Source organism: Caballeronia sp. HLA56 (assembly GCF_054655155.1).
In genome coordinates this window covers 3,040,753-3,067,013 of the sequence record NZ_BAAHOB010000005.1, presented here as the reverse complement: position 1 = coordinate 3,067,013, position 26,261 = coordinate 3,040,753, and the positions used below count along the sequence as shown (strand labels likewise).

The 26,261-nt window shown below is 63.8% G+C and carries 21 protein-coding genes and 1 pseudogene; 13 read left to right on the top strand and 9 right to left on the bottom strand.

The genetic code is table 11. The features are described 5' to 3' along the window. Window positions 1–55 precede the first annotated feature (55 nt). From sucD to ACYQ47_RS33785, 4 genes are all read left to right on the top strand, one after another. Window positions 56–937 carry a succinate--CoA ligase subunit alpha gene (sucD, locus tag ACYQ47_RS33800; protein ID WP_159835338.1) on the top strand — a complete coding sequence of 294 codons (882 nt, stop codon included), beginning with the start codon at window positions 56–58 and terminating at the stop codon, window positions 935–937. A gap of 110 nt (window positions 938–1,047) precedes the next feature. Further along, window positions 1,048–1,758 (top strand): TerC family protein, encoded by a 711-nt coding sequence (locus tag ACYQ47_RS33795; protein WP_459909131.1) that lies wholly within the window; start codon window positions 1,048–1,050, stop codon window positions 1,756–1,758. Window positions 1,759–2,019: 261 nt separating this feature from the next. Next, window positions 2,020–2,568 (top strand): pilin, encoded by a 549-nt coding sequence (locus ACYQ47_RS33790; RefSeq protein ID WP_244827965.1) that lies wholly within the window; start codon window positions 2,020–2,022, stop codon window positions 2,566–2,568. 187 nt (window positions 2,569–2,755) lie between these two features. Continuing rightward, window positions 2,756–4,564, top strand: a complete 1,809-nt coding sequence (locus ACYQ47_RS33785; RefSeq protein ID WP_459909129.1) for a PglL family O-oligosaccharyltransferase — start codon at window positions 2,756–2,758, stop codon at window positions 4,562–4,564. Between the two features lie 27 nt (window positions 4,565–4,591). Here the strand turns inward: ACYQ47_RS33785 and moaC are convergent, their stop codons facing one another. Further along, window positions 4,592–5,068, bottom strand: a complete 477-nt coding sequence (moaC, locus tag ACYQ47_RS33780; RefSeq protein WP_309841509.1) for a cyclic pyranopterin monophosphate synthase MoaC — start codon at window positions 5,066–5,068, stop codon at window positions 4,592–4,594. 648 nt (window positions 5,069–5,716) lie between these two features. Here moaC and ACYQ47_RS33775 point away from each other — a divergent pair. After that, window positions 5,717–7,903: pseudogene (locus tag ACYQ47_RS33775) on the top strand (M48 family metalloprotease); the annotation flags it as partial. Between the two features lie 79 nt (window positions 7,904–7,982). Here ACYQ47_RS33775 and ACYQ47_RS33770 read toward each other — a convergent pair. From ACYQ47_RS33770 to ACYQ47_RS33745, 6 genes are all read right to left on the bottom strand, one after another. After that, window positions 7,983–8,579, bottom strand: a complete 597-nt coding sequence (locus tag ACYQ47_RS33770) for a DUF2946 family protein (RefSeq protein WP_250463308.1) — start codon at window positions 8,577–8,579, stop codon at window positions 7,983–7,985. Beyond that, complete coding sequence (locus ACYQ47_RS33765) at window positions 8,572–9,654, bottom strand: YheT family hydrolase (RefSeq protein ID WP_244827141.1); 1,083 nt, start codon at window positions 9,652–9,654, stop codon at window positions 8,572–8,574. Before ACYQ47_RS33765 ends, ACYQ47_RS33770 begins: the two co-directional genes overlap by 8 nt. Window positions 9,655–9,709: 55 nt before the next feature. Then, window positions 9,710–10,153, bottom strand: a complete 444-nt coding sequence (locus ACYQ47_RS33760) for a nuclear transport factor 2 family protein (RefSeq protein WP_244827142.1) — start codon at window positions 10,151–10,153, stop codon at window positions 9,710–9,712. 180 nt (window positions 10,154–10,333) lie between these two features. Then, entirely contained in the window at window positions 10,334–11,410 is a 1,077-nt protein-coding gene (gene waaF, locus ACYQ47_RS33755; RefSeq protein WP_244827143.1) for a lipopolysaccharide heptosyltransferase II, read from the bottom strand. A gap of 169 nt (window positions 11,411–11,579) precedes the next feature. Continuing rightward, window positions 11,580–11,774, bottom strand: coding sequence for a zinc-finger domain-containing protein (locus tag ACYQ47_RS33750; protein ID WP_244827144.1), 195 nt, complete (start codon window positions 11,772–11,774; stop codon window positions 11,580–11,582). Window positions 11,775–11,852: 78 nt separating this feature from the next. Next, entirely contained in the window at window positions 11,853–12,773 is a 921-nt protein-coding gene (locus tag ACYQ47_RS33745) for a branched-chain amino acid transaminase (RefSeq protein ID WP_244827145.1), read from the bottom strand. Window positions 12,774–13,440: 667 nt separating this feature from the next. On the opposite strand from ACYQ47_RS33745, the gene ACYQ47_RS33740 reads away from it, so the two are divergent. The 6 genes from ACYQ47_RS33740 to ACYQ47_RS33715 all read left to right on the top strand — a co-directional run bounded on the left by ACYQ47_RS33740 (window position 13,441) and on the right by ACYQ47_RS33715 (window position 20,498). Then, window positions 13,441–14,631 (top strand): phosphoglycerate kinase, encoded by a 1,191-nt coding sequence (locus ACYQ47_RS33740; protein ID WP_250525435.1) that lies wholly within the window; start codon window positions 13,441–13,443, stop codon window positions 14,629–14,631. Window positions 14,632–14,635: 4 nt separating this feature from the next. Beyond that, window positions 14,636–16,483 (top strand): pyruvate kinase, encoded by a 1,848-nt coding sequence (gene pyk / locus ACYQ47_RS33735; protein WP_459909124.1) that lies wholly within the window; start codon window positions 14,636–14,638, stop codon window positions 16,481–16,483. A 181-nt stretch (window positions 16,484–16,664) separates the two neighbouring features. Further along, on the top strand, window positions 16,665–17,555 hold the full coding sequence (locus ACYQ47_RS33730) for a phosphoribosylaminoimidazolesuccinocarboxamide synthase (protein WP_244827147.1): 891 nt from the start codon (window positions 16,665–16,667) through the stop codon (window positions 17,553–17,555). A 72-nt stretch (window positions 17,556–17,627) separates the two neighbouring features. Then, a complete protein-coding gene (gene purE / locus ACYQ47_RS33725; RefSeq protein WP_244827148.1) occupies window positions 17,628–18,149 on the top strand; it encodes a 5-(carboxyamino)imidazole ribonucleotide mutase in 522 nt (173 codons plus the stop codon). A 102-nt stretch (window positions 18,150–18,251) separates the two neighbouring features. Continuing rightward, window positions 18,252–19,439: a 5-(carboxyamino)imidazole ribonucleotide synthase gene (locus tag ACYQ47_RS33720; protein ID WP_250525437.1), complete on the top strand. Its 1,188-nt coding sequence runs from the start codon at window positions 18,252–18,254 to the stop codon at window positions 19,437–19,439. Window positions 19,440–19,460: 21 nt separating this feature from the next. Beyond that, complete coding sequence (locus tag ACYQ47_RS33715) at window positions 19,461–20,498, top strand: L-threonylcarbamoyladenylate synthase (protein WP_309961457.1); 1,038 nt, start codon at window positions 19,461–19,463, stop codon at window positions 20,496–20,498. Between the two features lie 105 nt (window positions 20,499–20,603). On the opposite strand, the gene ACYQ47_RS33710 is transcribed toward ACYQ47_RS33715, so the two are convergent. Both ACYQ47_RS33710 and dacB read right to left on the bottom strand, forming a co-directional pair. Continuing rightward, the gene (locus tag ACYQ47_RS33710; protein ID WP_250463320.1) at window positions 20,604–21,713 is read right to left on the bottom strand and encodes an SGNH/GDSL hydrolase family protein; all 1,110 of its coding nucleotides are present in this window, start codon (window positions 21,711–21,713) and stop codon (window positions 20,604–20,606) included. A 299-nt stretch (window positions 21,714–22,012) separates the two neighbouring features. Next, the gene (dacB, locus tag ACYQ47_RS33705) at window positions 22,013–23,620 is read right to left on the bottom strand and encodes a D-alanyl-D-alanine carboxypeptidase/D-alanyl-D-alanine endopeptidase (RefSeq protein ID WP_459909432.1); all 1,608 of its coding nucleotides are present in this window, start codon (window positions 23,618–23,620) and stop codon (window positions 22,013–22,015) included. Window positions 23,621–23,904: 284 nt separating this feature from the next. Here dacB and ACYQ47_RS33700 point away from each other — a divergent pair, with 284 nt between their 5' ends. Beyond that, the gene (locus ACYQ47_RS33700) at window positions 23,905–24,567 is read left to right on the top strand and encodes a response regulator (RefSeq protein ID WP_244827152.1); all 663 of its coding nucleotides are present in this window, start codon (window positions 23,905–23,907) and stop codon (window positions 24,565–24,567) included. Further along, the gene (locus ACYQ47_RS33695; protein WP_459909120.1) at window positions 24,567–25,868 is read left to right on the top strand and encodes an ATP-binding protein; all 1,302 of its coding nucleotides are present in this window, start codon (window positions 24,567–24,569) and stop codon (window positions 25,866–25,868) included. The genes ACYQ47_RS33700 and ACYQ47_RS33695 overlap by 1 nt, the downstream gene beginning before the upstream one ends. Window positions 25,869–26,261 lie beyond the last annotated feature (393 nt).

The window sequence follows — 26,261 nt, the reverse complement described above, 5'->3', positions numbered from 1 at the left end:
CGCGGGCTTTCCATATGAGAAAGCGTCGCGACGCCAAACGAACAGAGGTCACTACATGTCGATTCTGATCAACAAAGACACGAAGGTCATCACGCAGGGCATCACCGGCAAGACCGGTCAGTTCCATACGCGCGCCTGCCGCGAATACGCGAACGGCCGCGAAGCGTACGTTGCGGGCGTGAACCCGAAGAAGGCCGGCGAAGATTTCGAAGGCATTCCCATCTACGCGAGCGTCAAGGAAGCGAAGGCCGAAACGGGCGCAACCGTATCGGTGATCTACGTTCCGCCCGCGGGCGCCGCCGCCGCGATCTGGGAAGCCGTCGAGGCCGATCTCGATCTCGCCATCTGCATCACGGAAGGCATTCCGGTTCGCGACATGCTGGAAATCAAGGACCGCATGCGCCGCGAAAATCGCAAGACGCTGCTGCTCGGACCGAACTGCCCCGGCACGATCACGCCGGACGAACTGAAGATCGGCATCATGCCGGGTCACATCCACCGCAAGGGTCGCATCGGCGTGGTATCGCGCTCGGGCACGCTGACGTATGAAGCAGTGGGTCAGTTGACGGCGCTGGGTCTTGGCCAGTCGTCGGCAGTCGGTATTGGCGGCGATCCGATCAACGGTCTCAAGCACATCGACGTGATGAAGATGTTCAACGACGATCCGGAAACGGACGCCGTCATCATGATCGGCGAGATCGGCGGTCCGGACGAAGCGAACGCCGCTTACTGGATCAAGGACAACATGAAGAAGCCGGTGGTTGGCTTCATCGCGGGCGTCACGGCGCCTCCGGGCAAGCGCATGGGTCACGCAGGCGCGCTGATCTCGGGCGGCGCGGACACGGCCGATGCCAAGCTCGAAATCATGGACGCGTGCGGCATCAAGGTCACGAAGAACCCGTCGGAAATGGGTCGTCTGTTGAAGTCGGTGATCTAAGCGGGTTTATCGGCAGAACGGCCTGGGGTTTGGTACTCTTACCGAATCCTTTCGTAACCGCCGAATAGAAAGCGAGGGAGCGTTGGCTTCCTCGCTTTTTTTATTACTACATGCTCGATTTTTTTGCGACGCTCCATTGGGGCGCGGTGCTTCAGATCATTGTCATCGACATTCTGCTCGGTGGCGACAACGCGGTCGTGATCGCGCTCGCCTGTCGCGGTTTGCCCGACGGCCAGCGCACGCGTGGCATCTTGCTTGGCACGCTCGGCGCCATCGTGCTGCGCGTCGTGCTGATCGCGTTCGCGGTGTTTCTGCTCGATATCCCGTTCCTCAAGTTCGTCGGCGGCATCCTGCTGCTGTGGATCGGCGTGAAGCTAATACAGCCTGACCACGACGCGCACGAGATCAACGCGTCGGACAAGCTCTGGACAGCGGTCAAGACCATCGTCATCGCGGACGCCGTGATGAGCCTCGACAACGTCATCGCCATTGCGGGCGCGGCGGAGGCGGCGGACCCGCGGCATCGCTTCACGCTCGTCGTCTTCGGGCTGGTGGTGAGCATTCCGCTCATCGTGTGGGGCAGCACGCTGGTGTTGAAGCTGCTCGATCGCTTTCCGGTCATCGTGCTTTTTGGCGCGGCGTTGCTCGGGTGGATCGCGGGCGGCTTGATCATCGACGATCCCTTCATCGATCGATGGCCCGAGCTGAACACGGAGCTCGTCGGGTATATCGCGAGAGCGGTGGGCGCGATTTTCGTGGTCGCGGCGGGCGTGCTGATCAAGCGGCGCGCGCTCGCCAGTGGAAAACGGGCGCCGGGGTGAGGTTGTTCTATGCAGTGGGGTGATTGAGGCGCACTCCGCCGAATCGCGTTGACCGGGAACGCGCTCACGCTAAGGCCTTTACCGAAAGACGCTCACCCCAGGCCCCCACGTTAGCCATTCGGCCGACTGTCACCGCTAAAGCTCCCTGAATAAGATCGAAGCGTCTGGATTGCATCATGCATCCGGGCGCTTTTTGTCCTTTTGGGAGTACCGATGACAACGATCACCTGCAACACGAATTCGCCGCGTGCCTGGCGCGCGATGCACGGCTGGCTGCGCTCTGCCGGCGACGCGGCGACGCGAGGTTTCACCCTGATCGAACTGATGATCGTGTTGGCGATCGTCGGCGTGGTGGCCGCGTATGCGATTCCCGCGTATCAGGATTATCTGGCGCGCAGCCGGGTGGGCGAGGGCTTGTCGCTCGCGGCATCGGCGCGGCTTGCCGTGGCCGAGAACGCGGCGAGCGCGGCCGATCTCGCAAGCGGATATGCCTCGCCGCCGGGCACACGCAACGTCGACTCGATCCACATCGACAGCGACAACGGCCAGATCACGATTGCCTATTCGACGCGCGTCGCACCAGCAGGATCGAACACGCTCGTGCTCGTGCCATCCACGCCCGACAACGCCGAGACTCCGACGGCCCGCGTGTCGCTTGCGCGTGGATCGGTGCAGGCAGGCACCTTGACGTGGGAATGCTTCGCGGGCGGCAAGGCGGCGTCGTCGTTGCCGGCGCCGGGCGCGGGACCGTCGCCCGCGGAGGCACCGAGCTTGCCCGCCAATCTCGCGCCGGCGGAATGCCGTGGCTGACGTGCATCCCTGACGACGGGCAGACGAGCGGTGCGTCGGCATCGCTCGTCTGCCATCGGCAAGAAGCGGTCAGGTGCGGGGATTTTTTGTTGGAAACGCGGGGATTTCGTCGCAAATCGGGCTGTGTACCGGACATGGGCAGCAAAGTTTTGTATAGTGCGCCGGTTGCCGACGTTCACAGCCCCTCATGCCTTCTCAATACGCGCGCTACCTTTGTTTTGCCGTTCTGTGCCTTGCGTTGACCTTGCCGTTTGGCGTCGTCAACCACACGTACCCGATTCCGACCTTCTACGCCGAATACAGCGCGCTGGCGCTTTACTTGGCGCTCGGGGCGACGGTCGCGCTGCTCGTGCGCGTGTCGGAGCCGCGCGTGTCGTTCGCCTCGCCGGTCGTTGCGCTCATGCCGCTTGCGTTCGGCGTGCTGCTCATCGCGCAGACGGTGTTGCTGCCGGTATCGCAGCCTTCGATGAACTGGCTCGGCGGCGCGTATCTGCTCGCCTCGTTCATCGCGGTGCATACCGGCTACGGGCTCGTGCGCGCGGGTTTGTCGGAGAAGGCGTTGCGCATCGGCGCGGCCGCGCTCATGGCGGGCGGTTCGTTCGCGGTCTTTTGCCAGATCGTGCAGTTGCTGCATCTGGAGGTGAAGTTCACGCCGTTTGTCGTCGCTTATAACGTGATGGCTGAGCGGCGGCCGTTCGGCAACATGGCGCAGGCGAATCACCTCGCAACGGTGATCGCCTTCGCGATGGCGGGCGCGCTGTACTTCGTGCAGACGCGGCGTTTGCCCGTTATCGTGTGGCTCGCGCTGACGGCGGTGTTTTCGCTAGGACATGCGCTGACCGTTTCGCGCGGACCCTGGTTGCAGATGGCGGTGATCGTCGTCGCCGGATTCTGGATGGCGTTCGTGCAGGGGCGGCCGGCAGTGGCGGAAGGTTTCGACGGACCCGGCCGCCGCGATCTTCGCGCGTGGCTCATGCCGGTGGTGCTCGCGCTCGTGTTCTTCGCGGTGAACGCGGCGGTGCGCTGGGCCAACGTGCGCTTCCACTTCGACCTCGCGCAATCGGCCGCCGAGCGCATGCAAGACGCCAATCAGATCGCGCCGCGCCTTGCGTTGTGGAAATACGGCTGGACGATGTTCCATACGCATCCCGTCCTCGGCGTCGGCTGGGGCGAGTTTCCGCGCTATCAGTTCGACATGGTGCGCGAGCTGGGCGGCGTCGAGATCGCGAACAATGCGCATGACATCTTCATCGATTTGCTCGCGAAGACGGGCGCGCTGGGCCTCGGCATTCTGGTGCTGGGGTTCGTCTTCTGGCTGATTCGCGTGCTGCGCGCGCCGCAGACGCCCGCGCGCATTTTCGGGCTTTCGCTGCTTGGCGTTCTGCTGATGCATGCGTTGGTTGAATATCCGCAGCAATACATGTTCTTTTTGATGCCGGCGATGCTCGTGATCGGCTTGCTGGAGACACGGCCGTTGCGGCTGGTGGCGAAGCCGTTGTCGTTCGGCGTGTACGTGGTGCTCGTGGTGGGCGGGCTGGCGGCGTTGTATCCGGTGATGCTCGACTATCATCGGGCCGAGGTGCTTTACTACGGATCGCGGCCGGCGGAGCAGTATCGGGACGATCCTTCGTTCCTCTTCACCGCGTGGGGCGAATACGGCGCGGCGACGCTCGTGCCGATCAACGCGCAGAACCTCGAAGAAAAGCTCGCGATGCATCGCAAGGCGATTGCGTTACTGCCGGGCGAGACGGTGTTGCGGCGATATGCGGTGTTGCAGGCGCTTGCTGGTCAGCGCGACGAAGCGCTGGATACGATGGCGAAGCTCAAGATTTTCGCGACCCAACTGCATGACTGGCCGAAGCAACTGGCGTCGGTTTATCAGCTCATCGATGAGACGGGGAAGCCGCTGGCTTCGTTCAAGGCGGATCTGGTGAAGTTGTATGGAGAGCCGGGGGTGGGGGGCGCCACTGCCGATGATGACGATGATGATGAGTGAGGTCGGCGTCGGCTCCGGGCGCGAGGACTACGCCGCCACCCAATCCCCCGACTTCCCGCCATGCTTCTCCAGCACCTTCACATTGTTGATGGTCATGCCGCGATCCACCGCCTTGCACATGTCGTAGATCGTCAGCAAGCCGATCTGCACGGCGGTGAGCGCTTCCATTTCCACGCCGGTGCGCCCGACCGTTTCCACACGCACTTCGCAGTGCACGCCAGGTAGCGTTTCGTCGATGCTGAAATCCACCGCCACGCGCGTCAGCGCAAGTGGATGACACAGCGGAATCAGGTCGGCCGTGCGCTTCGCGCCCTGAATAGCGGCGATGCGCGCCACGCCCAGCACGTCGCCTTTTTTCGCGCGGCCTTCGCGGATCAGGGCCAGCGTGCCATCGAGCATGGCGATGGAACCGCGCGCGACGGCGATGCGGCGTGTCTCGCCCTTGTCGCCGACATCGACCATGTGCGCCTCGCCGGCGGCATCGAAATGTGTGAGTCCGGACATAGCCTCTCCTTCGAACGGGCGCTCATCATACCAGCGCGATACGGCGTCTTCGGTCCGATTCAATCCACCGCCGAGCGCCGAACACTTGATACGATAAGCCCGTTTTCGTCATCAAGCTGACCGGCTCGCCGACGCCGGTTTCGCGCCATGAATCTGACACGTTCGAGCCGTGCGCTCATTTTCGTACTGTGCCTGAGTCTCGCCATGCCGCCCGTTGCGTTGGCGCAGGTTGGTGCGTCCGTGGCTCGCGTGGATGATTCGGCGAAGGCGGGCGCAAGGGGCGCTGCAAAAGCGACCGCCGCGAACGTGACCGCGACCGCCGCAAACGCGATTACCGCAAATGCGACCAACGCAAATGCGACCACCGCAAATGCGGCCACCGCAAACGCGACCAACGCAAATGCGACCAACGCAAATGCGACCACCGCAAATGCGATCACCGCAAATGCGACCAACGCAAATGCGACCAACGCAAACTCTGCCACCTCAAACGCGATCACCGCAAACGCCGGCACTTCAAACGCGCCCACCACAAACGCGCCCACCGCCACCGCCACCGCCACCGCCACCGCAACCGCAACCGCAACCGCAACCGCAACCGCAGCAACCGCGACCACCACCACCGTCCCCGCCTCACCCCCCGCCAACCTGGCCGACGGCGTCTTCGGCGTCTACGGCGGCGCCGAAAGCCGCTTCGCCAATCGGCCTGGCGAAATGAGCGGCCTGCGTGCGCCCTTGTCCTCGGTGCAGCTTCCCGATCTCGGCGATGGCTCCGGCGGCACGCTTTCACCGCAAGCCGAACGCACGCTCGGCGAACGGATGATGCGCGAAATCCGCGCCGACCCCGACTATCTCGACGACTGGCTGATGCGCGATTACCTCGATTCCATCGCCACCAAGCTCTCCGCCGCCGCCGCGACGCAGTACCTCGGTGGCTATCGGCCGGACTTCGACCTGTTCGCCGTGCGCGATCCGCAAATCAACGCGTTCTCGATGCCCGGCGGTTTCATCGGCGTGAACACGGGGCTGATTTCCGCGACGCAGACCGAGTCGGAACTGGCGTCGGTCATCGGTCATGAGATGGGGCACGTGCTGCAGCGGCACATCGCGCGCATGATCGGCGCGCAGAAAAAGAGCGGCTATGCCGCGCTCGCTGCCATGCTCGCCGGCTTGCTCGCTGGCGTGATGGCGCGCAGCGGCGATCTCGGCATGGGTATCGCAATGGGCGGGCAGGCGTTCGCCGTCGACAATCAGCTCAAATTTTCGCGCGCGGCGGAACACGAGGCGGACCGCGTCGGCTTTCAGATGCTCGCCGCCGCCGGCTACGATCCCTACGCGATGACCGCGTTTTTCGCGCGTCTGGACCGCCTGACGATGTCCGATAACGGCGTGCCGCCTTATGCGCGCACGCATCCGCTGACCGTCGAGCGCATCGCCGATATGGAGGATCGTGCGCGGCGCGTGCCGTATCGGCAGCCGCGTCAGTCGCCCGAATACGCGTTCGTGCGGGCGCGCGCGCGGGTGTTGCAGGTCAATTATGCGAGTGATTATCGCGAGGTCGCGAGCCGGCTGAAGACCGAGATCAGCGATCAGACCGCGCTCAATCCGGCGGCGAACTGGTATGGCGTCGCGCTCGCGCAGTCGCTGCTCGGCGATTACGACGCCGCCAACGATGCGCTCGCGAAGTCGCGCCGTCTGTTCGAAGGCGAGGAGGCGAATGCGGCGGTGGCATCGGCGCAGGCGCGGCAGGAGTTGAAGAGTATCGGCGGCGCGGATGCGGCTAGCGGCGCACGGGGTTCGAAAGCGCAGCGTGGGACGGCATCGTCGGTGAAGGCGGCTGCGTCCGTCGATGCCGGGTTGAATCTCGCTACCGACGGCGCGAGATCCGCACAGACGAGGCATGCGCCTGCCGTCACCGATGCAAGGACGAATGGCGTCGCGTTATCGGAAGGTATGTCTTCGCTGCTCGGCAGTAGTGCGCACGATGTGCTGAGCTTTTCGGGGAGCGGCAATCGCGCGAGTAATCCGAACAATCCGCTCAACGTCAAGAGCGCGGCCAACACAGACGGCGCAACGCTGGCGAACGGCACTAACAGCGCAAACAACCCAAACAACCCAAACGCAAAAAGCCCGAAAACCGCAAACGTCTCAACCGCAGAGAAAGATTCGTCGATCCACCAAAACAACCCATCCGAGACGAATCGCGCGGGCGCTGCAACAACCACCGACGCGAACGGCAACTCCCGCCACACGACCGCATCCAACACCCCGACCTCGAAGAACACGATCCCGCTTCCGCCGGTCCATGTCACGAGCACCTCGATCCCGCGCCAGAGCCCACAACCCGCCGCGTCACCGCAGCCGCCAGCGCCCGCAACACCCCGCAGCACGCCTAGCCTCGACGTGCTAGCCGCCGATATCGCCCGCCGCGCCGGCCGTAACGACGACGCCATCCGCCTCGCGGAAATAGCGCAGAAGCGCTGGCCGGACTCGCACGCGGCGATCGATATCCATCTGCAAGCCTTGCTGTCGGCGCACCGCTACGCCGATGCTCAATCGCTCGCGCGCCAGGAAACGCGCGCCGACCCGTTACGCCCCGACTGGTGGCTTTATCTCGCGCAGGCGAGCGCAGGCCTCAACGACCCGCTGAGCCAGCATCAGGCGATGGCCGAGAAATTCGCGCTCGACGGCGCATGGCCATCCGCGATTCGGCAGCTAAAGGAAGCGCGCGACCTGAAAACCGCGAGTTTCTACGATCTCTCGACGATCTCCGCGCGTTTGCGCGATTTCGAAACGCGCTACAAGGAGGAGCGCGAGGAGGAGAAAAACAGCTGAACGGCGGCGGGCTACGGGTAGCTCTAAGCGAGCGCCCGACCTTGGCCACGACCGTACACGATCCGTGCGCCGATAACCTCTAACCCTGCACGCCAATAGCCCGCGCAGCCGGACTCGCGACAAAGCCAAAACGCGCTCCGACATCCGTCCGTCTGATCGTCTGCAAGGGAAGATCAATGCCGCCGCGCCAATGAAACACGCCACCGTGCTCGGGCGAGGCAGCCTCATCCAGCGAAGCATGATCCGCCAGCACCTCCAGATCATGATCGTGCAAGGCGGCCACGCGAGCCGGCGAGGAAGCATCGGCGAACAACACACCGCCTTCATCGTCGATCCACGCCTGTTCCGGCTCGAACGCCGCGCCCGCCTGATCGGTCAGCTGCAACGAACCATCCGCCGATACATCGAGCCGCACGATCCACGGCGTATAAGCCAACTCCACATACACGCGCTGCGGACCGTTCTGGAAGAACCACTGACCCTCGTCGTCGCGCTCGTAATTGCGGTTGATGAAGCCGATCAGCGCCTCATGCCGGATGGGACTGCCGAGTTCGCCCGCGGCTTGCGCGGCATCGTCGCGCATGCGCCACTGGCCGCGTCGGTCGAGCAGAAGCCAGCCCGTGCAATGCGGCACGTTCGGCCATTTGGCAAGCGCCTGCCTGACGATGTCATCCATGAGCGACGAAGTTCTCCAGATAGCCGAACACACGCTGCGACAACCAGTCGATCCGCCCTGGAAACGGCCCCGTCATGAAGCCGACATGTCCGCCGTGGTTCGGCTGATCGAGCGTGACACGCGACGACACTTCCGCCTGCGACGGCAACGCGAACTCGGGCAAGAACGGATCGTTACGCGCGTTCAGGATAAGCGCGGGCGCCGCGATGCGGTTCAGATGCGCGCGCGTGGTCGCGGTCGACCAATAGTGGTTGGTGTCGCGAAAGCCGTGCAGCGGCGCGGTCACGACGTTGTCGAACTCGTACAGCGTGCGCGCGGCGAGCACGGCGTCGCGGTCGTAAAGGCCGGGAAACTGTCCGAGCTTCGCAAGCGCCTTGCGCTTGAGCGACTTCAAAAAGCTGCGTGTGTAGATCATGCCGAAGCCTTGCGAGATCGCTGCGCCGCCCGCGTGAACATCGAGCGGAGCGGAGATGGCGGCCGCCGCGCTGATGATCGACGAAGCCTCGGCGCCGCGGTCGCACAGCCAGTGCAGCAGCACATTGCCGCCCAGCGAGACGCCCGCCGCCACGATCGGCCCCGCGTGATTGGCGCGCAGGCGTCGCAGAATCCAGTCGACTTCGGCGCTGTCGGCAAGATGGTAAAACCGCGGCAGCAGATTGAGCGCTCCGCTACACGTGCGAAAGTGCGGCACGACGCCGTGCCAGCCGCGCGCTTGAGCGGCGGCCATCATCGTGCGGGCGTAGTGGGAGTCCGAACTGCCTTCGAGGCCGTGAAACAGCACGAAGAGCGGGGCGTCGGCGGGTGCTTCGTCGGCTACCCAGTCGAGATCGATGAAGTCGCCATCCGGCGTGGTCCAGCGTTCGCGCCGGTATTGCACCGCCGGCTTGCGCCCGAAGAGCGCCGGCACGATGGTCTGCGCGTGGCTCGTCGGCAGCCAGCGCGGCGCGTTGTAGAGCCAGTCCGCAACCGGCGCGCCGAGCGTTCGCCCGGCTGCCTGCACGCTTTCCTTAAGCGCCGCTGCGGGCCCCGTATCCACGAATGACGAATCGTGTTTCAACAAAGGATCGCGCTTCATGGCCACTCCCCGACATACGTCTTCTTAGTGCTGCTCTGCAACCGGGCCGCATTTTTTAGTGCAGCGGCCCCTGACCGTGGCGCATCTTGACCGCGAACTGGCCGGCTGTTTCCATCGGCATCTCGCTCGCGTGAATGTGCGCGATTTTCCATTCGCCGCGTTCGTGGACCATCACATAAGTCGTGAACACCATGCGCGGCGCCACCGTTCCCGCTGGCTGATGCGCCTCCGCGATCGCATACACGACGGTGCCGAGACTGTCGTACACGCGGATATCGAGCGGCTCGATGGTCACCGCCTGCGCTTCGAACTGCTTGCCGATCCCGGCGCGGATGCTCGGCAGACCATGCAGATGCGTGCCGTCCGCGCAGATGCACGTGGCGAATTCCTCGTCGATCCACAACGACATCACACTGTCGATGCTGGCGTCCGCGACAGCCTGGTAATAAGCGTTGAGGGTGTCGGCTGCGGCTTCGAAGAGGCGGGCGAAACGTGGCATGGCTCGTGGGTCTCAGGCTTTCGTTACGGCGCGCGCCCGTAGTGCCGGACTAGCGCCGCATCGGTCATTGGTCAAAGCATGCCCCCGTTCGGAGGCATTCGCGTGTGAGCGCCCGCACACTTGGGTCGATGCCGTCGGAGAACCGCTAGCGGATGTCGCAGCGGATCAATCTTCGAGATATCAACGATGCGCGAGCAGCATGCCGCGCAAGTCGCCGAAAACCTGTTCGGCGGAAAGTTCGCGAAGGCAGTTCAGATGGCCGAGCGGACACTCGCGGGCAAAGCACGGACTGCATTCAAGATGCAGCCATTGTACCTTTGCGAGATCGGACAAGGGCGGCGTGTGGCGCGGGTCGGTCGAGCCGTACACCGCGACGAGCGGCCGTCGCATGGCCGCCGCGACGTGCATGAGGCCGGAATCGTTGGTGACCACCGCGCTCGCTCGCGCGATCAACGCGCATGCTTCGCCGAGCGATGTCTGACCGCACAGGTTGCGCACATTCGGTGCGCGGGCGGCGATGGCATCGGCGACGGCGGAATCTTTATTCGATCCCAGCGCGATGATCCGCGCATACGGAAACGACTGCGCGACGAACTGCGCCAGCGACGCAAAATGCTCCGGCGGCCAGCGCTTGGCGGGACCATACTCCGCGCCGGGGCAAAACACGACGAGCGGCGTGCGCGTATCGAGATTGAAGCGCGCCGACACGCGCGCGGACTCGTTCGGATCGTTTTCCAGGCGCGGCACGGGCAGCGTTGGCGCGGGATTTTCGATGCCTTCGGGCTGCGGTTGCGCGAACTTGTCGACGAACGGCAGCTTCGCGCCCGGCGCATAAGCGAGCGCGGCGTAGTGCACGGTCATCGGCGGACGCTCGGTCTTTGGCGGATTGGCATGCCGCACGTTGAGCAGACCGTAACGGCTTTCGCCCTTGTAACCGATGCGCAGCCGGATGCCCGCCATCCAGGGCAGCAGCGCGGATTTCGCGGAATTGGGCAGCACGTAGGCGGCGTCGTAGCCGACATCGCGCAGGTCGCTCGCCAGTTGCCAGCGGCGCAGCAGTTGCAGCTTGCCGTGAGCGAGGTCGGTGGCGTAGACGTCGTGGATTTCCGGCATGCGTTCGAGCACGGGCGCGACCCACGAGGGCGCGACGGCATCGATCACGATGCGCGGATGCAGCTTTCTCAACAGCGTGAAAAGCGGCTGCGCCATGAGTGCGTCACCGATCCAGTTCGGTGCTATTACCAGCGCGCGGCGCATCAGTCGTTTTCCGATCTCAAAATATACGCGGCTCGCGGCTTATGGCGAGTCGTCGGTTGATGTGGGTGAGAGGCTTGAGCGCGCAATGTGTGATTGCGATTTCGCGCATTGGACGAAGGCCGAAGCGGGCACGAGGCGTGGCTTCGGCCTTCCGTAAGAGGGCTGCTGCTCAATGCCCCTTGATGACTTCGCCGTCTTTCAGCTTGTAGCGCGTGCCGCAATACGGGCAACGCGCTTCGCCGTGCGTGATGTCGATAAACACGCGCGGATGCGTGCTCCAGCGCTGCATCTTCGGATTCGGACAGAACGCGGGCAGGTCCTTGGCCGACAGTTCAACCAGCGGCATTTCCTTCAGGTCGCTCATTGCAATCTCTTTTGAATGACTTGTGTTGCGTGCGGGGACACGGCGGGACGCTTGAAAGCTCGCCCGCCACAGCTTGCATTAAACCTTGGCGAGCCAGCTTGCGTACTTCTCGTTCTTGCCGCCGACCACGTCGAAGAATGCGCTTTGCAGCTTCTCCGTGACGGGACCGCGCGCGCCCGAGCCAATGGTGCGGTTGTCGAGTTCGCGAATGGGCGTGACTTCGGCGGCCGTGCCGGTGAAGAACGCTTCGTCGCAGGTGTAGACCTCGTCGCGCGTGATGCGCTTTTCGATCACCGGAATGCCGAAGTCGCGCGCCAGCGTGATGACCGTGTCGCGCGTGATGCCGTCGAGGCACGAAGCCAGGTCCGGCGTGTACAGCTTGCCGTTGTTGACGAGGAAGAAGTTCTCGCCGGAGCCTTCGGAGACATAGCCGTCCACGTCGAGCAGAAGGGCTTCGTCGTAGCCGTCGGTGATGGCTTCCTGATTCGCGAGGATGGAGTTCACGTACCAGCCGGAGGCCTTGGCGCGCACCATCGACACGTTGACGTGATGGCGCGTGAACGACGAGGTCTTGACGCGAATACCCTTCGCGATGCCGTCTTCGCCCAAATACGCGCCCCACGGCCACGCAGCAATGGCCACGTGAATGGTGTTGCCCTTGGCCGACACGCCGAGCTTTTCCGAGCCGACCCAGATGATCGGGCGGATATAGCAGGATTCGAGCTTGTTCTCGCGCACGACTTCGAGCTGCGCGGCTTCGATGGTGGCCTGGTCGAACGGCACTTCCATCTGGAATATCTTGGCCGAATTGAAGAGACGCTTGGTGTGTTCCTTCAGGCGGAAAATGGCCGTGCCTTGTGACGTCTTGTATGCGCGCACGCCTTCGAACACGCCCATGCCGTAGTGCAAGGTATGGGTCAGAACGTGGATATTGGCGTCACGCCAGTCGACCAGCTTGCCATCCATCCAGATCTTGCCGTCGCGGTCGGCCATTGACATACGGTTCTCCTAGCTGTCTCGTTCAGTGAATGCGGGGCTTGGTGCCTTAGTTCGGCATGAGTGCGGCGCTGGCCGAAAGGCGGCGAAAGACCGTTATTTTAGCGTGATTTCGCGACGGAACCGATCTCGAAGCGGCTTTCACGACGCTATAATTTCCCTTTCGCCGCCAAGTTGCCGGCAAAGTTTCCTTTCGTCGCGGTATTGCGCGCGGATTACGCGCGGGATCGAAACCAGCGTGGAGCCAGCGCCCGGCGCATCGGTTGGAAGCGGCCAAATACGCGTCATCATGGATTGGCCGCTAAAAGCATCCGGTGCTATCGGTTAAAATGCTGGTCTTTCCTGTTGCATCAAGCGAGGTCGAGAGTGTGTCCGGCAGTCACCGCGCAACGGTTCCCAAGCTCACCGCCTCAACGGAGCGCGCCCGGCATGTGCTTTTACTTGAGCGCCGCCGCCTGTCTGTTCCTTCGATCTCCTGCTTTCCCGGTTCCTCGCATTGCCTGTTTTGCCCGCGCGTTCGGCCCGCTCGCGCGGCCTTCGCCTCCGGCATGATCCGCGTGTCGTTGCCACGGCTAAAAGAAGTCCTCGAAGTCACGCGGCCACCCCACGAACCGGCCGGCACAAGCCGGTCTTCCTCGCCCGAACCGCTTTTCTACCTACGTTGACTCCCATGACGAAAGTATTGCGTTTCACCGACCTCATCTCCGAAGGCAAAGTCTCCGGCAAGCGTGTGTTCATCCGCGCGGATCTGAACGTGCCGCAAGACGATGCCGGCAACATCACCGAAGACACGCGCGTGCGCGCCTCGGTGCCGGCCATCGAGGCCGCGCTCGATGCAGGCGCTGCCGTAATGGTCACGTCCCATCTGGGCCGCCCGACCGAAGGCCAGTTCAAGCCGGAAGACTCGCTCGCGCCCGTCGCGAAGCGTCTGTCCGAATTGCTCGGCCGCGACGTGCCGCTCGTCGCGAACTGGGTCGATGGCGTCGAGGTTCAGCCGGGCAACGTCGTGCTGCTCGAAAATTGCCGCTGCAACAAGGGCGAGAAGAAGAACGACGACGGCCTCGCGCAAAAGCTCGCGAAACTCTGCGACATCTATGTGAACGACGCCTTCGGCACCGCGCATCGCGCGGAAGCAACCACGCACGGCATCGCGAAGTACGCGCCGGTCGCGTGCGCGGGCCCGCTGCTCGCCGCCGAACTCGATGCGCTCGGCAAGGCGCTCGGCAACCCGAAGCGTCCGCTCGTCGCCATCGTCGCCGGGTCGAAGGTTTCGACCAAGCTGACCATTCTGAAGTCGCTGGCGGAGAAGGTGGATCAACTGATCGTCGGCGGCGGTATCGCCAACACGTTCATGCTGGCCTCGGGCCTGAAAATCGGCAAGTCGCTCGCCGAAGCCGATCTCGTCGACGAAGCGAAGGAAATCATCGATCAGGCGCGCACGCGCGGCGCATCCGTGCCTATTCCGAGCGATGTCGTCACCGCGAAGGAATTCGCCGCGACCGCGAAAGCCGAAACCAAGCCCGTCGCGGATGTGTCCGACGACGACCTGATCCTCGATATTGGTCCGGACACCGCGAAGGCGCTCGCCGCGCAACTGGAAACGGCGGGCACGATCGTATGGAACGGCCCCGTCGGCGTGTTCGAGTTCGACCAGTTCGGCAACGGCACGAAGACGCTCGCGCAGGCCATTGCCAGTTCGTCGGCATTCTCAATCGCGGGCGGCGGCGACACGCTCGCGGCCATCGCGAAGTACAACATTCACGACAAGGTGAGCTACATCTCGACCGGCGGCGGCGCGTTCCTCGAATTCCTGGAAGGCAAGACGCTGCCCGCGGTCGAAGTGCTCGAGTCGCGGGCTTAAGGTCTTGACGACCCGAGGAAATCCGGCGAAGGCAGGCAAGAAGGGCGCGCAGGAAGCCGGCGGCGCGCAAAAAGACGGAATCAGAAATGTAGTGGCGGGCGGGGCATCGGGCGACGAGCTCGACGCCGCCGCGCTCGCGGCGCGGGCCATTGCCGAAGCGGCTCAGAACACCGAGCCGTCGTCCGGCGAAGCCCGCGCGCAGAATCAGCAACCGAGGCAGAACGAAGACGCGGCATCGCCGGCACCAACGGCGGCGCCCGTCATCATCGGCGGCTTGCCCGCTCATGCAATCAAGCAAATCGATAAAGCGACGCCGGCACGATCCGGCGCGCGCGCGCAACCGGTGAGCAACACCTCACCGTCGTCGCAACGTGCTCGCAGCGTCACGGGCGGTCCTACAGAGACGAGGAATTCCATGCATCGCGCTACCAAAATTGTTGCCACCATCGGTCCGGCATCGAGCAGTCCCGAGATCCTGCTGCAGATGATGCAAGCGGGGCTCGACGTCGTTCGCTTCAACTTTTCGCACGGCACCGCCGACGATCATCGCCAGCGCGCCGAATGGGTGCGCGAGGCCGCGCGCCAGACGGGCCGCGAAGTCGCCATCATGGCCGACCTGCAAGGCCCGAAAATCCGCGTCGGCAAGTTCGAGAACAACAAGACGATGCTCGTCGCGGGCAACAGTTTCGTGCTCGACGCCAATTGCGAACTCGGCAACAACGAGCGCTGCGGACTCGACTACAAAGACCTGCCGCGCGATTTGCGCGCCGGCGACGTGCTCCTGCTGAACGACGGCCTGATTGTCCTCGACGTCACGCGCGTGATCGGCGAAGAGATTCACACGGTCGTGAAGGTCGGCGGCGAGTTGTCGAACAACAAGGGCATCAACCGGCAGGGCGGCGGACTCACGGCGCCGGCGCTGACCGAGAAGGACATGGAGGACATCAAGACGGCGATGTCGCTCGGCGCGGATTTCGTCGCGGTGTCGTTCCCGAAAAACGCGACGGACATGGAAATGGCGCGTCAACTCGCGAACATCGCGGGCGCGCCTTACGGCATCAAGCCGAAGATGATCGCGAAGATCGAGCGCGCCGAGGCCATTCCGGCGCTGCAAGGCATTCTCGATGCGTCGGACGGCATCATGGTCGCGCGCGGCGATCTCGCGGTGGAGGTGGGCAACGCGGCCGTGCCAGCGCTGCAAAAGCGCATGATCCGCATGGGGCGCGAGTCGAACAAGCTCGTCATCACCGCCACGCAGATGATGGAATCCATGATCCACGCGCCCGTGCCGACCCGCGCGGAAGTGTCGGACGTGGCCAACGCCGTGCTCGACGGCACCGACGCCGTGATGCTTTCCGCCGAAACCGCGGCGGGCAAGTATCCGGTGACGACCATCGAGACGATGGCCGCCATTTGCGTCGAAGCCGAGAAGTCGGAAGAGTCGCAACTGGACCGCGATTTCCTCGACCGCACGTTCACGCGCATCGACCAGTCCATCGCCATGGGCGCGCTGTTCACGGCGTTCCATCTCGGCGCGAAGGCGGTCGTGGCGCTGACCGAATCCGGTTCGACCGCGCTGTGGATGTCGCGTCACTGGACGCATGTGCCGATCTTCGCGCTAACGCCACGCGTGGCGAGCGAGCGCACGATGTCGCTGTATCGCAATGTCACGCCGTTGCATCTCGATACCAACATGGACCGCGACGACGCGCTCAATCAGGCGCTGGAAGTGGTCGTGTCGAAGGGATACGCGGCGCGCGGCGACATGGTCGTGCTCACCGTCGGTGAGCCGATGGGCGCGGCGGGCGGCACCAACACGCTGAAGATCGTGCGCGTCGGCGATCATTTCTGAGCGCGCGTAGAGCGAAAAAACGCTTTCGGATGAGCGCGAATTCAGCCTGATCCGAGCCAGGCGTTATTTGTAAAGTAAAATCAACGGGTTCCGGCGACGGGACCCGTTCCCATTTCTTTTCGCTGCTCATGGCAACCTGAGCGGCGGTCAACATTTCTCCGTACCTCTTCGGACCATGACGATGTCCACGCTATACGAATCCACGATCAAATCGCTGCCGCTGCTCGGCCGCGGCAAGGTTCGCGACAACTATGCCGTCGGTCAGGACAAGCTCCTGATCGTTACGACCGACCGCCTCTCCGCATTCGACGTCGTCATGGGCGAGCCGATTCCGAACAAGGGCCGAGTGCTCAATCAGATGGCCGACTTCTGGTTCGAGAAGCTCGGTCATATCGTGCCGAATCACAATACGGGTATCGATCCGGCGAGCGTCGTCGCGCCGGACGAGGTGGCGCAGGTGACGGGCCGCGCGGTCGTGGTGAAGCGGCTCGAACCGATTTTGGTGGAAGCGGTCGTGCGCGGCTATCTCGCGGGCAGCGGCTGGAAGGACTATCAAGCGACGGGCGCGGTCTGCGGCGTGGAATTGCCGCCCGGCCTGCAAAACGCGCAGAAGTTGCCCGAGCCCATTTTCACACCCGCCGCGAAGGCCGAAATGGGCCATCACGACGAGAACATCACGTACGACGACATGGAACGGCGCATCGGCACCGAACTGTCGGCCACCATCCGCCGCATTTCCATTCAGTTGTACAAGGAAGCCGCCGAGTATGCGGCGACGCGCGGCATCATCATCGCGGATACCAAGTTCGAGTTCGGCCTCGACAACAAGGGCGAGCTGTTTCTGATGGACGAAGTGCTCACCGCCGACTCCTCGCGCTTCTGGCCGGCCGACGGCTATCAGGTCGGCACGAACCCGCCGTCGTTCGACAAGCAGTTCGTGCGCGACTGGCTCGAAACGCAGCCGTGGAAGAAGGAACCGCCCGCGCCGAAGCTGCCCGACGAAGTCGTCGCCAAGACCGCCGAGAAGTATCAGGAAGCGTTGCAGCGCCTGACCGGGCAGACGCTCGCGTAACACCCGTATCGCGCGCGGTCATTTGGAAGAGATGACGGCGCGCCCGAACCAACGCCCAAGGAAAGCAGCTAAATGAGCGAAGTACAGACCGGAGCGCATTCGCACGATGCGCCGCTCGTCGGCGTGTTGATGGGTTCCAGCTCCGACTGGGACGTCATGAAGCACGCCGTCGCGATCTTGCAGGAATTCGGCGTGCCTTATGAAGCGAAGGTGGTGTCCGCGCATCGCATGCCGGACGAGATGTTCGGTTATGCCGAAAGCGCGCGCGCGCGCGGCGTGCAGGCGATCATCGCGGGCGCGGGCGGCGCGGCGCATCTGCCGGGCATGCTGGCCGCCAAGACCACGGTGCCGGTGCTCGGCGTGCCGGTGGCGAGCAAGTATCTGAAGGGCGTGGATTCGCTGCATTCCATCGTGCAGATGCCCAAGGGCGTGCCGGTTGCGACCTTCGCCATCGGCGAGGCGGGCGCGGCGAACGCGGCGCTCTTCGCGGTGTCCATTCTGAGCGTGACCAATGCGCGTTACGCCGAAGCGCTGGCCGCGTTCCGTGTGAAGCAGAACCAGGCCGCGCGCGATATGGCGCTGCCTCCGCTCTGAAGCGTTGAAACGTCGAAGCATTGAAGTGCGATGCCGCGCGCCCCTATGCGCGGCGTCTGGAAATCAAACCAGCAAATCAGTCCCGGCAAGCCCCAGCCCACGATGAACCCAAACAAATCCCCGAACTCACCCATCCTGCCCGGCGCGTGGCTCGGCATGGTCGGCGGCGGCCAGCTCGGCCGCATGTTCTGCTTTGCCGCGCAGTCGATGGGCTATCGCGTCGCCGTGCTCGATCCTGACCAGACGAGTCCGGCGGGCGCGGTCGCTGATCGTCACATCCGCGCCGGTTACGAAGACAAAGCCGCGCTCACCGAACTCGGCCGCTTGTGCGCGGCGGTTTCCACCGAGTTCGAGAACGTGCCGTCGGCAAGTCTTGAATTCCTAGCTTCGTGCACGTTCGTGAGCCCGGCGGCGAGTTGCGTGGCAATTGCGCAGGATCGCGTTGCGGAGAAGCGGTTCATCGCCGAGTCGGGCGTGCCGGTCGCGCCGCACGTGGTGATCGAATCGCCGGAAGCGCTTGCAGCGTTGTCGGACGAGAAGATCGCGGCGGTGCTGCCCGGCATTCTCAAGACCGCGCGCCTTGGCTATGACGGCAAGGGACAGGTGAGCGTGCGCAACGTGCAGGAAGTGCGGAACGCGTATGGCTCGCTTTCGGGCGTGCCGTGCGTGCTCGAAAAACGCATGCCGTTGAAGTACGAAGTGTCCGTGCTGATCGCGCGTGGCGGCGACGGCAAGTCGGCCGTGTTCCCGCTCGCGCAGAATTCGCATGTCGGCGGCATTCTGGCAAAGACCGTCGTGCCCGCGCCCGATGCGCCCGCCGCGCTCGTCGCGCAGGCGCAGGATTCGGCGTTGACCATCGCGGCGAAGCTGGGCTATGTCGGCGTGTTGTGCGTCGAATTCTTCGTGCTGGAAGACGGAACGCTCATCGCCAATGAAATGGCGCCGCGTCCGCACAATTCCGGCCATTACACGGTCGATGCCTGCGCCACGAGCCAGTTCGAACAGCAAGTCCGCGCGATGACCGGCATGCCGCTCGGCGATACGCGCCAGCATTCACCAGCTGCAATGCTGAATCTGCTTGGCGATATCTGGTTCAACGGCGACAAGCAACGCGCTCCCGCCTGGACCGACGTCGTGGCAATGCCGGCTGCGCGCCTGCATCTGTACGGCAAGGAAGAAGCGCGCCATGGCCGCAAGATGGGCCACATCAACTTCACGGCGGCGACGCTGGAAGAGGCGCGCACGGCGGCGCGCGACTGTGCGCGCATGCTGCATATCGCGCTCGATTGAAAGACTTGAAGCAGTAAGGCAATGACCATCATCCATCCGAGCGCCGCGCAGATCGACGAAGCAGCGGCCCTGCTCGACGCAGGCGAACTCGTCGCGTTTCCGACTGAAACGGTCTACGGCCTCGGCGGCGATGCCGAGAATCCCGAAGCCATCGCGCGCATCTATGCCGCGAAGGGCAGGCCGGCGAATCATCCGGTGATTGTGCATCTCGCGCCCGAAGCCGATCCAGGCTATTGGGTAAGCGCGTTGCCGTTAGACGCACAAAGGCTCATCGACGCCTTCTGGCCCGGACCCTTGACGCTCATCCTCAAGCGCGCGGAGCGCATTCCGGCGGCGGTGAGCGGCGGGCAGGATTCGGTGGGCATTCGTTGCCCGTCGCATCCGGTGGCGCAGCGGCTGTTGTCGGCGTTTCACGCTTTACGCAGCGGAACGGGCAAGCAAGGCGGCGTGGCGGGGCCTTCGGCGAATCGCTTCGGACACGTGAGTCCGACGAGCGCACAACATGTTCGCGATGAATTCGGCGCGAGCGTTCATGTGCTCGATGGCGGGACGGCGCAAGTGGGAATCGAATCGACGATTCTGGATTTGTCGCGCGGCTTTCCCGCTTTGTTGCGGCCGGGACACGTGAGTCCGCGGCAGATCGCGGATGTGATCGGCGTCGCGCCGAGATTGCCGGATGGAACGGATGCCACCGCGCCGCGTGCCTCGGGCACGCTGAAGGCGCATTACGCGCCGAGGACGCCGCTCGCGTTGCTGCCTTTCGCGGCGATCGAACCGATCCTCGTTGCGGCCCGTGCCAATGCGCGCGACAAGAAGATCGCGCTGGTGGCGCGTGCGTCGAGCGCAGGCGATTGGGCGCGCGATTCCGGCGTGCACTTCGTGGCTGCACCTGAAGACCCGCAGAGTTACGCGCGGGAGTTGTATGGCTTGCTGCGGGCGCTGGATCGGGCGAATGTCGAACGCATTCTCATCGAGAAGCTGCCGGAATCGGTCGAGTGGATCGCGGTGAATGACCGGCTGGGAAGAGCGGCGGCGGCGTTCGAAGGGGAAGGCGCTTAGCTCGCTCATGTGCGCTACGACAGCGACGCGAAGGATTGTCCACGGCAAAAAGAAACCGCCCGGAAGACCATCTCCGGGCGGCTCGCCGACTTCCAATAAACCGGACTACTTACCCAACCCCGCCGCCGCGACCTTCTGCTCCGCCGTCTGCGCATACAGCGCATGCAGATGCGTCGTCGGGTGCACGGTGTCCGCGTACATATAAAGTTGATCCGCGTTGGCCACCGTGTAGTTCTGCGGCGAGCAGAAAAGCGAGGTGGCGAATGCTTGCGGATTCGGCTCGCCGAAAGCCGCTGCTGCCGCGGCCATCGCCTGCAGATTGCACGCCGTGCCGGTATTCGACACTGTGAATCCGAACTGCCCGAAGTTGGCCGTGATATTGGCGAGCGCCGGCACGATATCCAGATAAATCACCTTCGACATCAGGCCCGATTGCGTCAACGCGGCGGCAAGCGCCTGATTGAAGCCAAGCGATGCCTGCGTCAGCAGCGCCTTGACGGCCGCGTTGCTCATCATGCCCTGCGGCGTGGTGCCGATATCCGGTACGTTCGACACCAGCACGTGCGTCGCACCATGCTGCAGCACCGAGCCGATGACGCCCGCCAGATCGATCGCCGATTGCACGATGGCGGTGGTCGCCTGCGCTGGCGTCATCTGTCCTGCCTGCACGGCCGTGAGGTTGTACAGAATATCGTTCGCGCCGCCATTGACGATGACGAGCTGATTCGAATTGAAGCTTCCGTGCGACGCCAGATAGTTCGTCACCTGTTGCGCCACCGGCACCGTCAGCGCGCCCGTGTAATTGGCCGGATCGGTCGTCGCATGACTCACGCCAATAGGATTGGTCACGCGCGATCCGCCCTGCGCGTAGCCGAGCCCCGATTGCGCCTGGGGCGGCGTGCCGAAGCCACCGGTCATCGCGGGCGTGAGCGTGTCGCCGTAGTATTGCGCGACATCCTGAACCCACACCTGACCGGGATTCGTCGTGAAGCGGCCGCCGCCGAAGTTGGCCGCCGCCACCGGCGCGTAGGTGCCGACGTCGGAGAGGCTATCGCCGAAAGAGACGACTTGCAGTTTGACACCGCCCGGCGGCAACGAATTGTTGTTGTCGTCGCCACCGCCGCCGCACGCGGCAATCAGGGCGAAAGCGGCGCTCGCCGTGGCGATTCGGGCGTAGCGCACCAGGGCGGCGCGCGTCGAGAGTTGCTTCTTCATGGACCTCGTCTCCAATTTTCGGTGTTATGTGTTTGAATCCGCAGCGCGTGTGCCTTGTGTTGGCCCGCGTGTCTGTCTGCGTTTCGTCCGGCGTGCGCCTCGATACGCGCGTGCGCTCGAACGAATTGTGCATCACGAAGGTGGTCGAGTCATCCTTCCGTCATGCGTGCCCGACAGCGTACACGGCGCGCGTGCAGGCGCGGGCGGTCTTCGTAGAAGAAATCTTCGGTCCGCCTTGCCGGGCGCGGGTTTGGCTCAATTGCGTCGCGCCTGCCTCCTATGCTTGGCGCAACGCGCGTTCAGTCTTCGATGCCCGGCTTGCGCGCGCCTTCGTACACCCATTCGAGGAGCGCGTCGTGCGCGGTGCGTGCTGCCTCGGCGCGCGGATCGTTGATGAAGCTCACCACGACATAACTCTCGCCATTGGCCGCGCCGACGTAGCCCGCGATCGCCCGGACATCGCGCAAGGTGCCGGTCTTGATGTGCGCATTGCCGAACGCGCCCGCGTTGGTCAGGCGGTTGCGCATGGTGCCGTCCACGCCGGCAATGGGCAGCGATTCGACGAACACTTGCGCGACCGGACTCGCGTTCGCCGCTTGCAGAAGGTCGGCAAGGGAGAGCGCGGAGATGGTTTCGTCGCGCGAGAGTCCGGAGCCGTTGTCGAGCACGAGACCGGCCATTGGCAGGGCGCTTTTCTTGAGAAACGTCTGGATGGCCTGCGAGGATTTGGCGGTCGTCGCGGGCGGTTTCAGTTGCGCCGCGCCGATGGTCAGAAACAGATTTCGCGCCATCACGTTGTTACTGAACTTGTTGATGTCGCGCACGATATCCGACAGCACCGGGCTGCGATGCGTGCCGACGAGCCGCGCCGACGAAGGCGTCGGGCCTTCGCGCGTGGCGCCCTGAAACGTGCCGCCCGCCTGCTTCCACAGCGCGAGGAAGCCGCCTGCGAAGAACGTCGAATGGTCGAGCGCGGCGACGTTGATGGTGCGCGAGCCGCAGCGCAACGGATAGTCGCCGATGAACGACGCCTGCACGAAGCCGCCCTGCGTCTGCGCCACGCTCGGCGATGCGGACGGCAACGTGCCCGCGCACGCGCCGCGCGTCACGCGCAATTCGTTGTCGATCTGCAGTTGCGCCAGTTGCGGCAATACGTCGATGGATACCTGCCCGTCCGGATTCGGCGTGAGCGTGAAGGTAAGCGACTTGAACGCGTAGAGCAGCGGATCGGGACCGACGTTGTAGGGCGCGGCATCGTCGTTATCGAACGCGGGCAGATCGCGCGTGGAGGCGTCGAAATAGCGCTTGTCGAGCACGAGCGCGCCATCGATTCCCGTGATGCCGTTCTTGCGTATCTGATCGACGAGATCGATCAGTTCTTCCGGCACGAGCTTCGGGTCGCCCGTGCCCTGAATGTAGAGATTGCCGTGCAGCACGCCTTGTGCGTCGACATCGCCATCGGCGTAGGCGGTGGTTTTCCAGCGGTAGTCGGGGCCGAGCAGCGAGAGGCCCGAGTAAGTCGTGACGAGCTTCATCGTCGATGCGGGGAGCATCGGCCGGTCCGCGTTGATCGTCACGAGCGGCACGGGCGCGCCGATACGTTGCACGACTACGCTCATCGACGAAAGCGGGATGTGCGCGTGAGCGAGCGCCGCCATGACCGGCGCGGGCAGTGGCCCGGCGGGCACGCGTTCTCGTGCGGCGACGGCTTTCTCGGCTCTGGACGCCTTGCCTGCGCGTTTTGCCTTCGCGCCGCCATGCGCCGCGCGCTCGGGCGCCTGCGCTTGCGATTCGGACTTCGAGCCGCCACGCGCTTGTGCTTCGGGCATGTGAGCGATGACGGCAAGGCCGATTGCGGCGGCGAGTGCAAACGACGAACAGCGAGAAACGAGCGAGACAAGCGGCATGGGCGTGCTTTTGGTGTTGTTAGGCGAAGCCCACACGGGCGAAAAGCTCATTGTAGACAAGCTGGCTTGCGAAAATCGTACGAATAGGGGTTTGTCGGCTGGCCAAGGGCGGCGAGCAAGCGCGCCCCTCGTCACATCGCGTGATTAAGCGTCATAGATTCCAGCACCCTGCAAGATCCATCACATCCACCCATTAAGCCTTGCTTAAGCCTGCCCGCGCCCGGCAAAGCTAGAATGGCTACGACTTTCAAAGCCGGTCTCCCCAACCACGAAGACGAGATGCCATGCGAATCCTGCTAGTCGAAGATGACCGGATGATCGCCGAAGGTGTGCGCAAGGCGCTGCGCGCGGACGGCTTCGCGGTCGACTGGGTGCAGGACGGCGAGGCCGCGCTGACGGCCGTCGGCGGCGAGCCCTACGACCTGATGCTGCTAGACCTCGGCTTGCCCAAGCGCGATGGCATCGACGTCCTCAGGACGCTGCGCGCACGTGCGAACGCATTGCCGGTGCTGATCGTGACGGCGCGCGACGCCATTGCCGATCGCGTGAAAGGACTCGATGCCGGCGCCGACGATTACCTCGTCAAGCCCTTCGATCTCGACGAACTCGGCGCACGCATGCGGGCGCTCATCCGTCGTCACGCGGGACGCGGCGAATCGCTCGTGCGTCATGGTCAACTCACGCTCGACCCGGTCGGTCATCAGGTGACGCTCGCGGGCGCGCCCGTCGCGCTCTCGGCGCGCGAATTCGCGTTGCTCGAAGCGTTGATGGCGCGTCCGGGCGCCGTGCTCTCGAAGAGTCAGCTCGAAGAGAAAATCTACGGCTGGGGTGAGGAAATCGGCAGCAATACGGTCGAGGTCTACATCCACTCGCTGCGCAAGAAGCTGGGCGCGGACCTCATTCGCAACGTGCGCGGCTTGGGCTACATGGTCGCGAAGGACGCCTGATGCGGTCCATCCGCCGGCAATTGCTCATCTGGCTGCTCGCGCTCGTGATTGTCGGCGTGGGCTTTGCCGGATGGCTCATCTACCGGCAGGCGCTCGCCGAAGCCAACGAACTCTTCGATTATCAATTGCAGCAGATCGCGGCGGCGCTGCCTTCGGAGCCGTTTTCGTCGGTGCTCACGTCGCGTAGCGAAAGCGACGAGGGCGTCGTCATCCAGATCTGGAATCGCAACGGCGTGCTGATGTACTACTCGCATCCGCGCGTGCCGCTCGCGCCGCACGCCGAACTCGGCTTCTCGACGGAAATGACGGCGCGCGGCGAGTGGCGCGTGTATAGCGCGATCGTCGGCGACAACGTCGTGCAACTTGCGCAGCCGCTTTCGATACGCAACCGCGTCGCGGCGGGCGTCGCGTGGCGCACGTTGTGGCCGCTGGTCCTGTTGCTGCCGCTGCTCGGGCTTGCGATCTGGGTGATCGTCGGACGCGGGCTTGCGCCCTTGCAGCGTGTGACGAGCGCGCTCGATACACGGCATCCCGAAGCACTCGATCCGCTTCCCAATCAACGCTTGCCACAGGAAGTGCAGCCGGTCGTGCGGGCGCTGAACGCGCTGCTGGTGCGTCTGTCGACGGCGCTCGATACGCAAAAAGCCTTCGTCGCCGATGCCGCGCACGAGTTGCGCACGCCGCTTGCCGCCGTGCAGATTCAGGCGCAGCTCGTGGCGCGCGCGCAGGACGACGCATCGCGGCGCGAGGCGTTGCTCGATTTGCACGAAGGCATCGCGCGCGCCACGCGGCTCGCGGAGCAGTTGCTTGCGCTCGCGCGCTCGGAGCCGGACGGCAAGGGCGTGGCGACGAAAGTCGATCTGGCCGCGTTGCTCGAAACGTGCGTGCGCGGTTACGTGCTCGTGGCGCAGGAGCGCGGCGTGGACCTCGGCATCGAGGCAAGCGAGCCCGCCACCGTGACGGGCGACGCGGATTCATTGCGCGTGATGTTCAACAATCTCATCGATAACGCGACGAAATACACGCCGCGCGGCGGCCGCGTGGATGTCTGCCTAAAAATAAAAGATGGACATCCAGTAGTCGAAATCGCGGATTCCGGGCCGGGCATTCCAGAGGACGAACGAGAAAGAGTATTCGACCGGTTTTATCGCGTGGGCGAAAGCGTGGACCGCGCGCGTACGGATGTGGCGGGCAGCGGGCTTGGGCTTGCCATCGTGCGGCGGATTGCGGATCAGCATGGGGCGGCTGTTCACCTTGGAGCGTCCGTCGCAGGCGGACTTCGAGTCGTGGTCACGTTTTGATTCCTACACGCTGATCTATACGGAGTCACAGTGCGTGCGCTGGATCGACCTTTGGCCTTGGACGGCGCGGTAATTCTGACCCTGCATCCGATCCGAGCGGCCGTAAGACGATGAGTAATCGAATGCTTGGCTTTTTTCTATATTGGTCGGTGACCAAAAGAGCCGGGTGCGAACTTCACCGCGAAGCAGTGGTGAAGCGACTCTGCAGCGTTCCAAGTTCGTACGAATTATTACTGATCTGGAACCTTATTTTCATCAGTTAGACGAACGTCTATTGACATAGACTTTTATTCGGAGCGGGCTTATGTCTCCTCGCAGCGAATTACCGTAAATTCTCTCTTAGCCGTTGAGTAGCTTTCTCTTAAATCTTTAACTTGCAAGCAAGGGCGGATT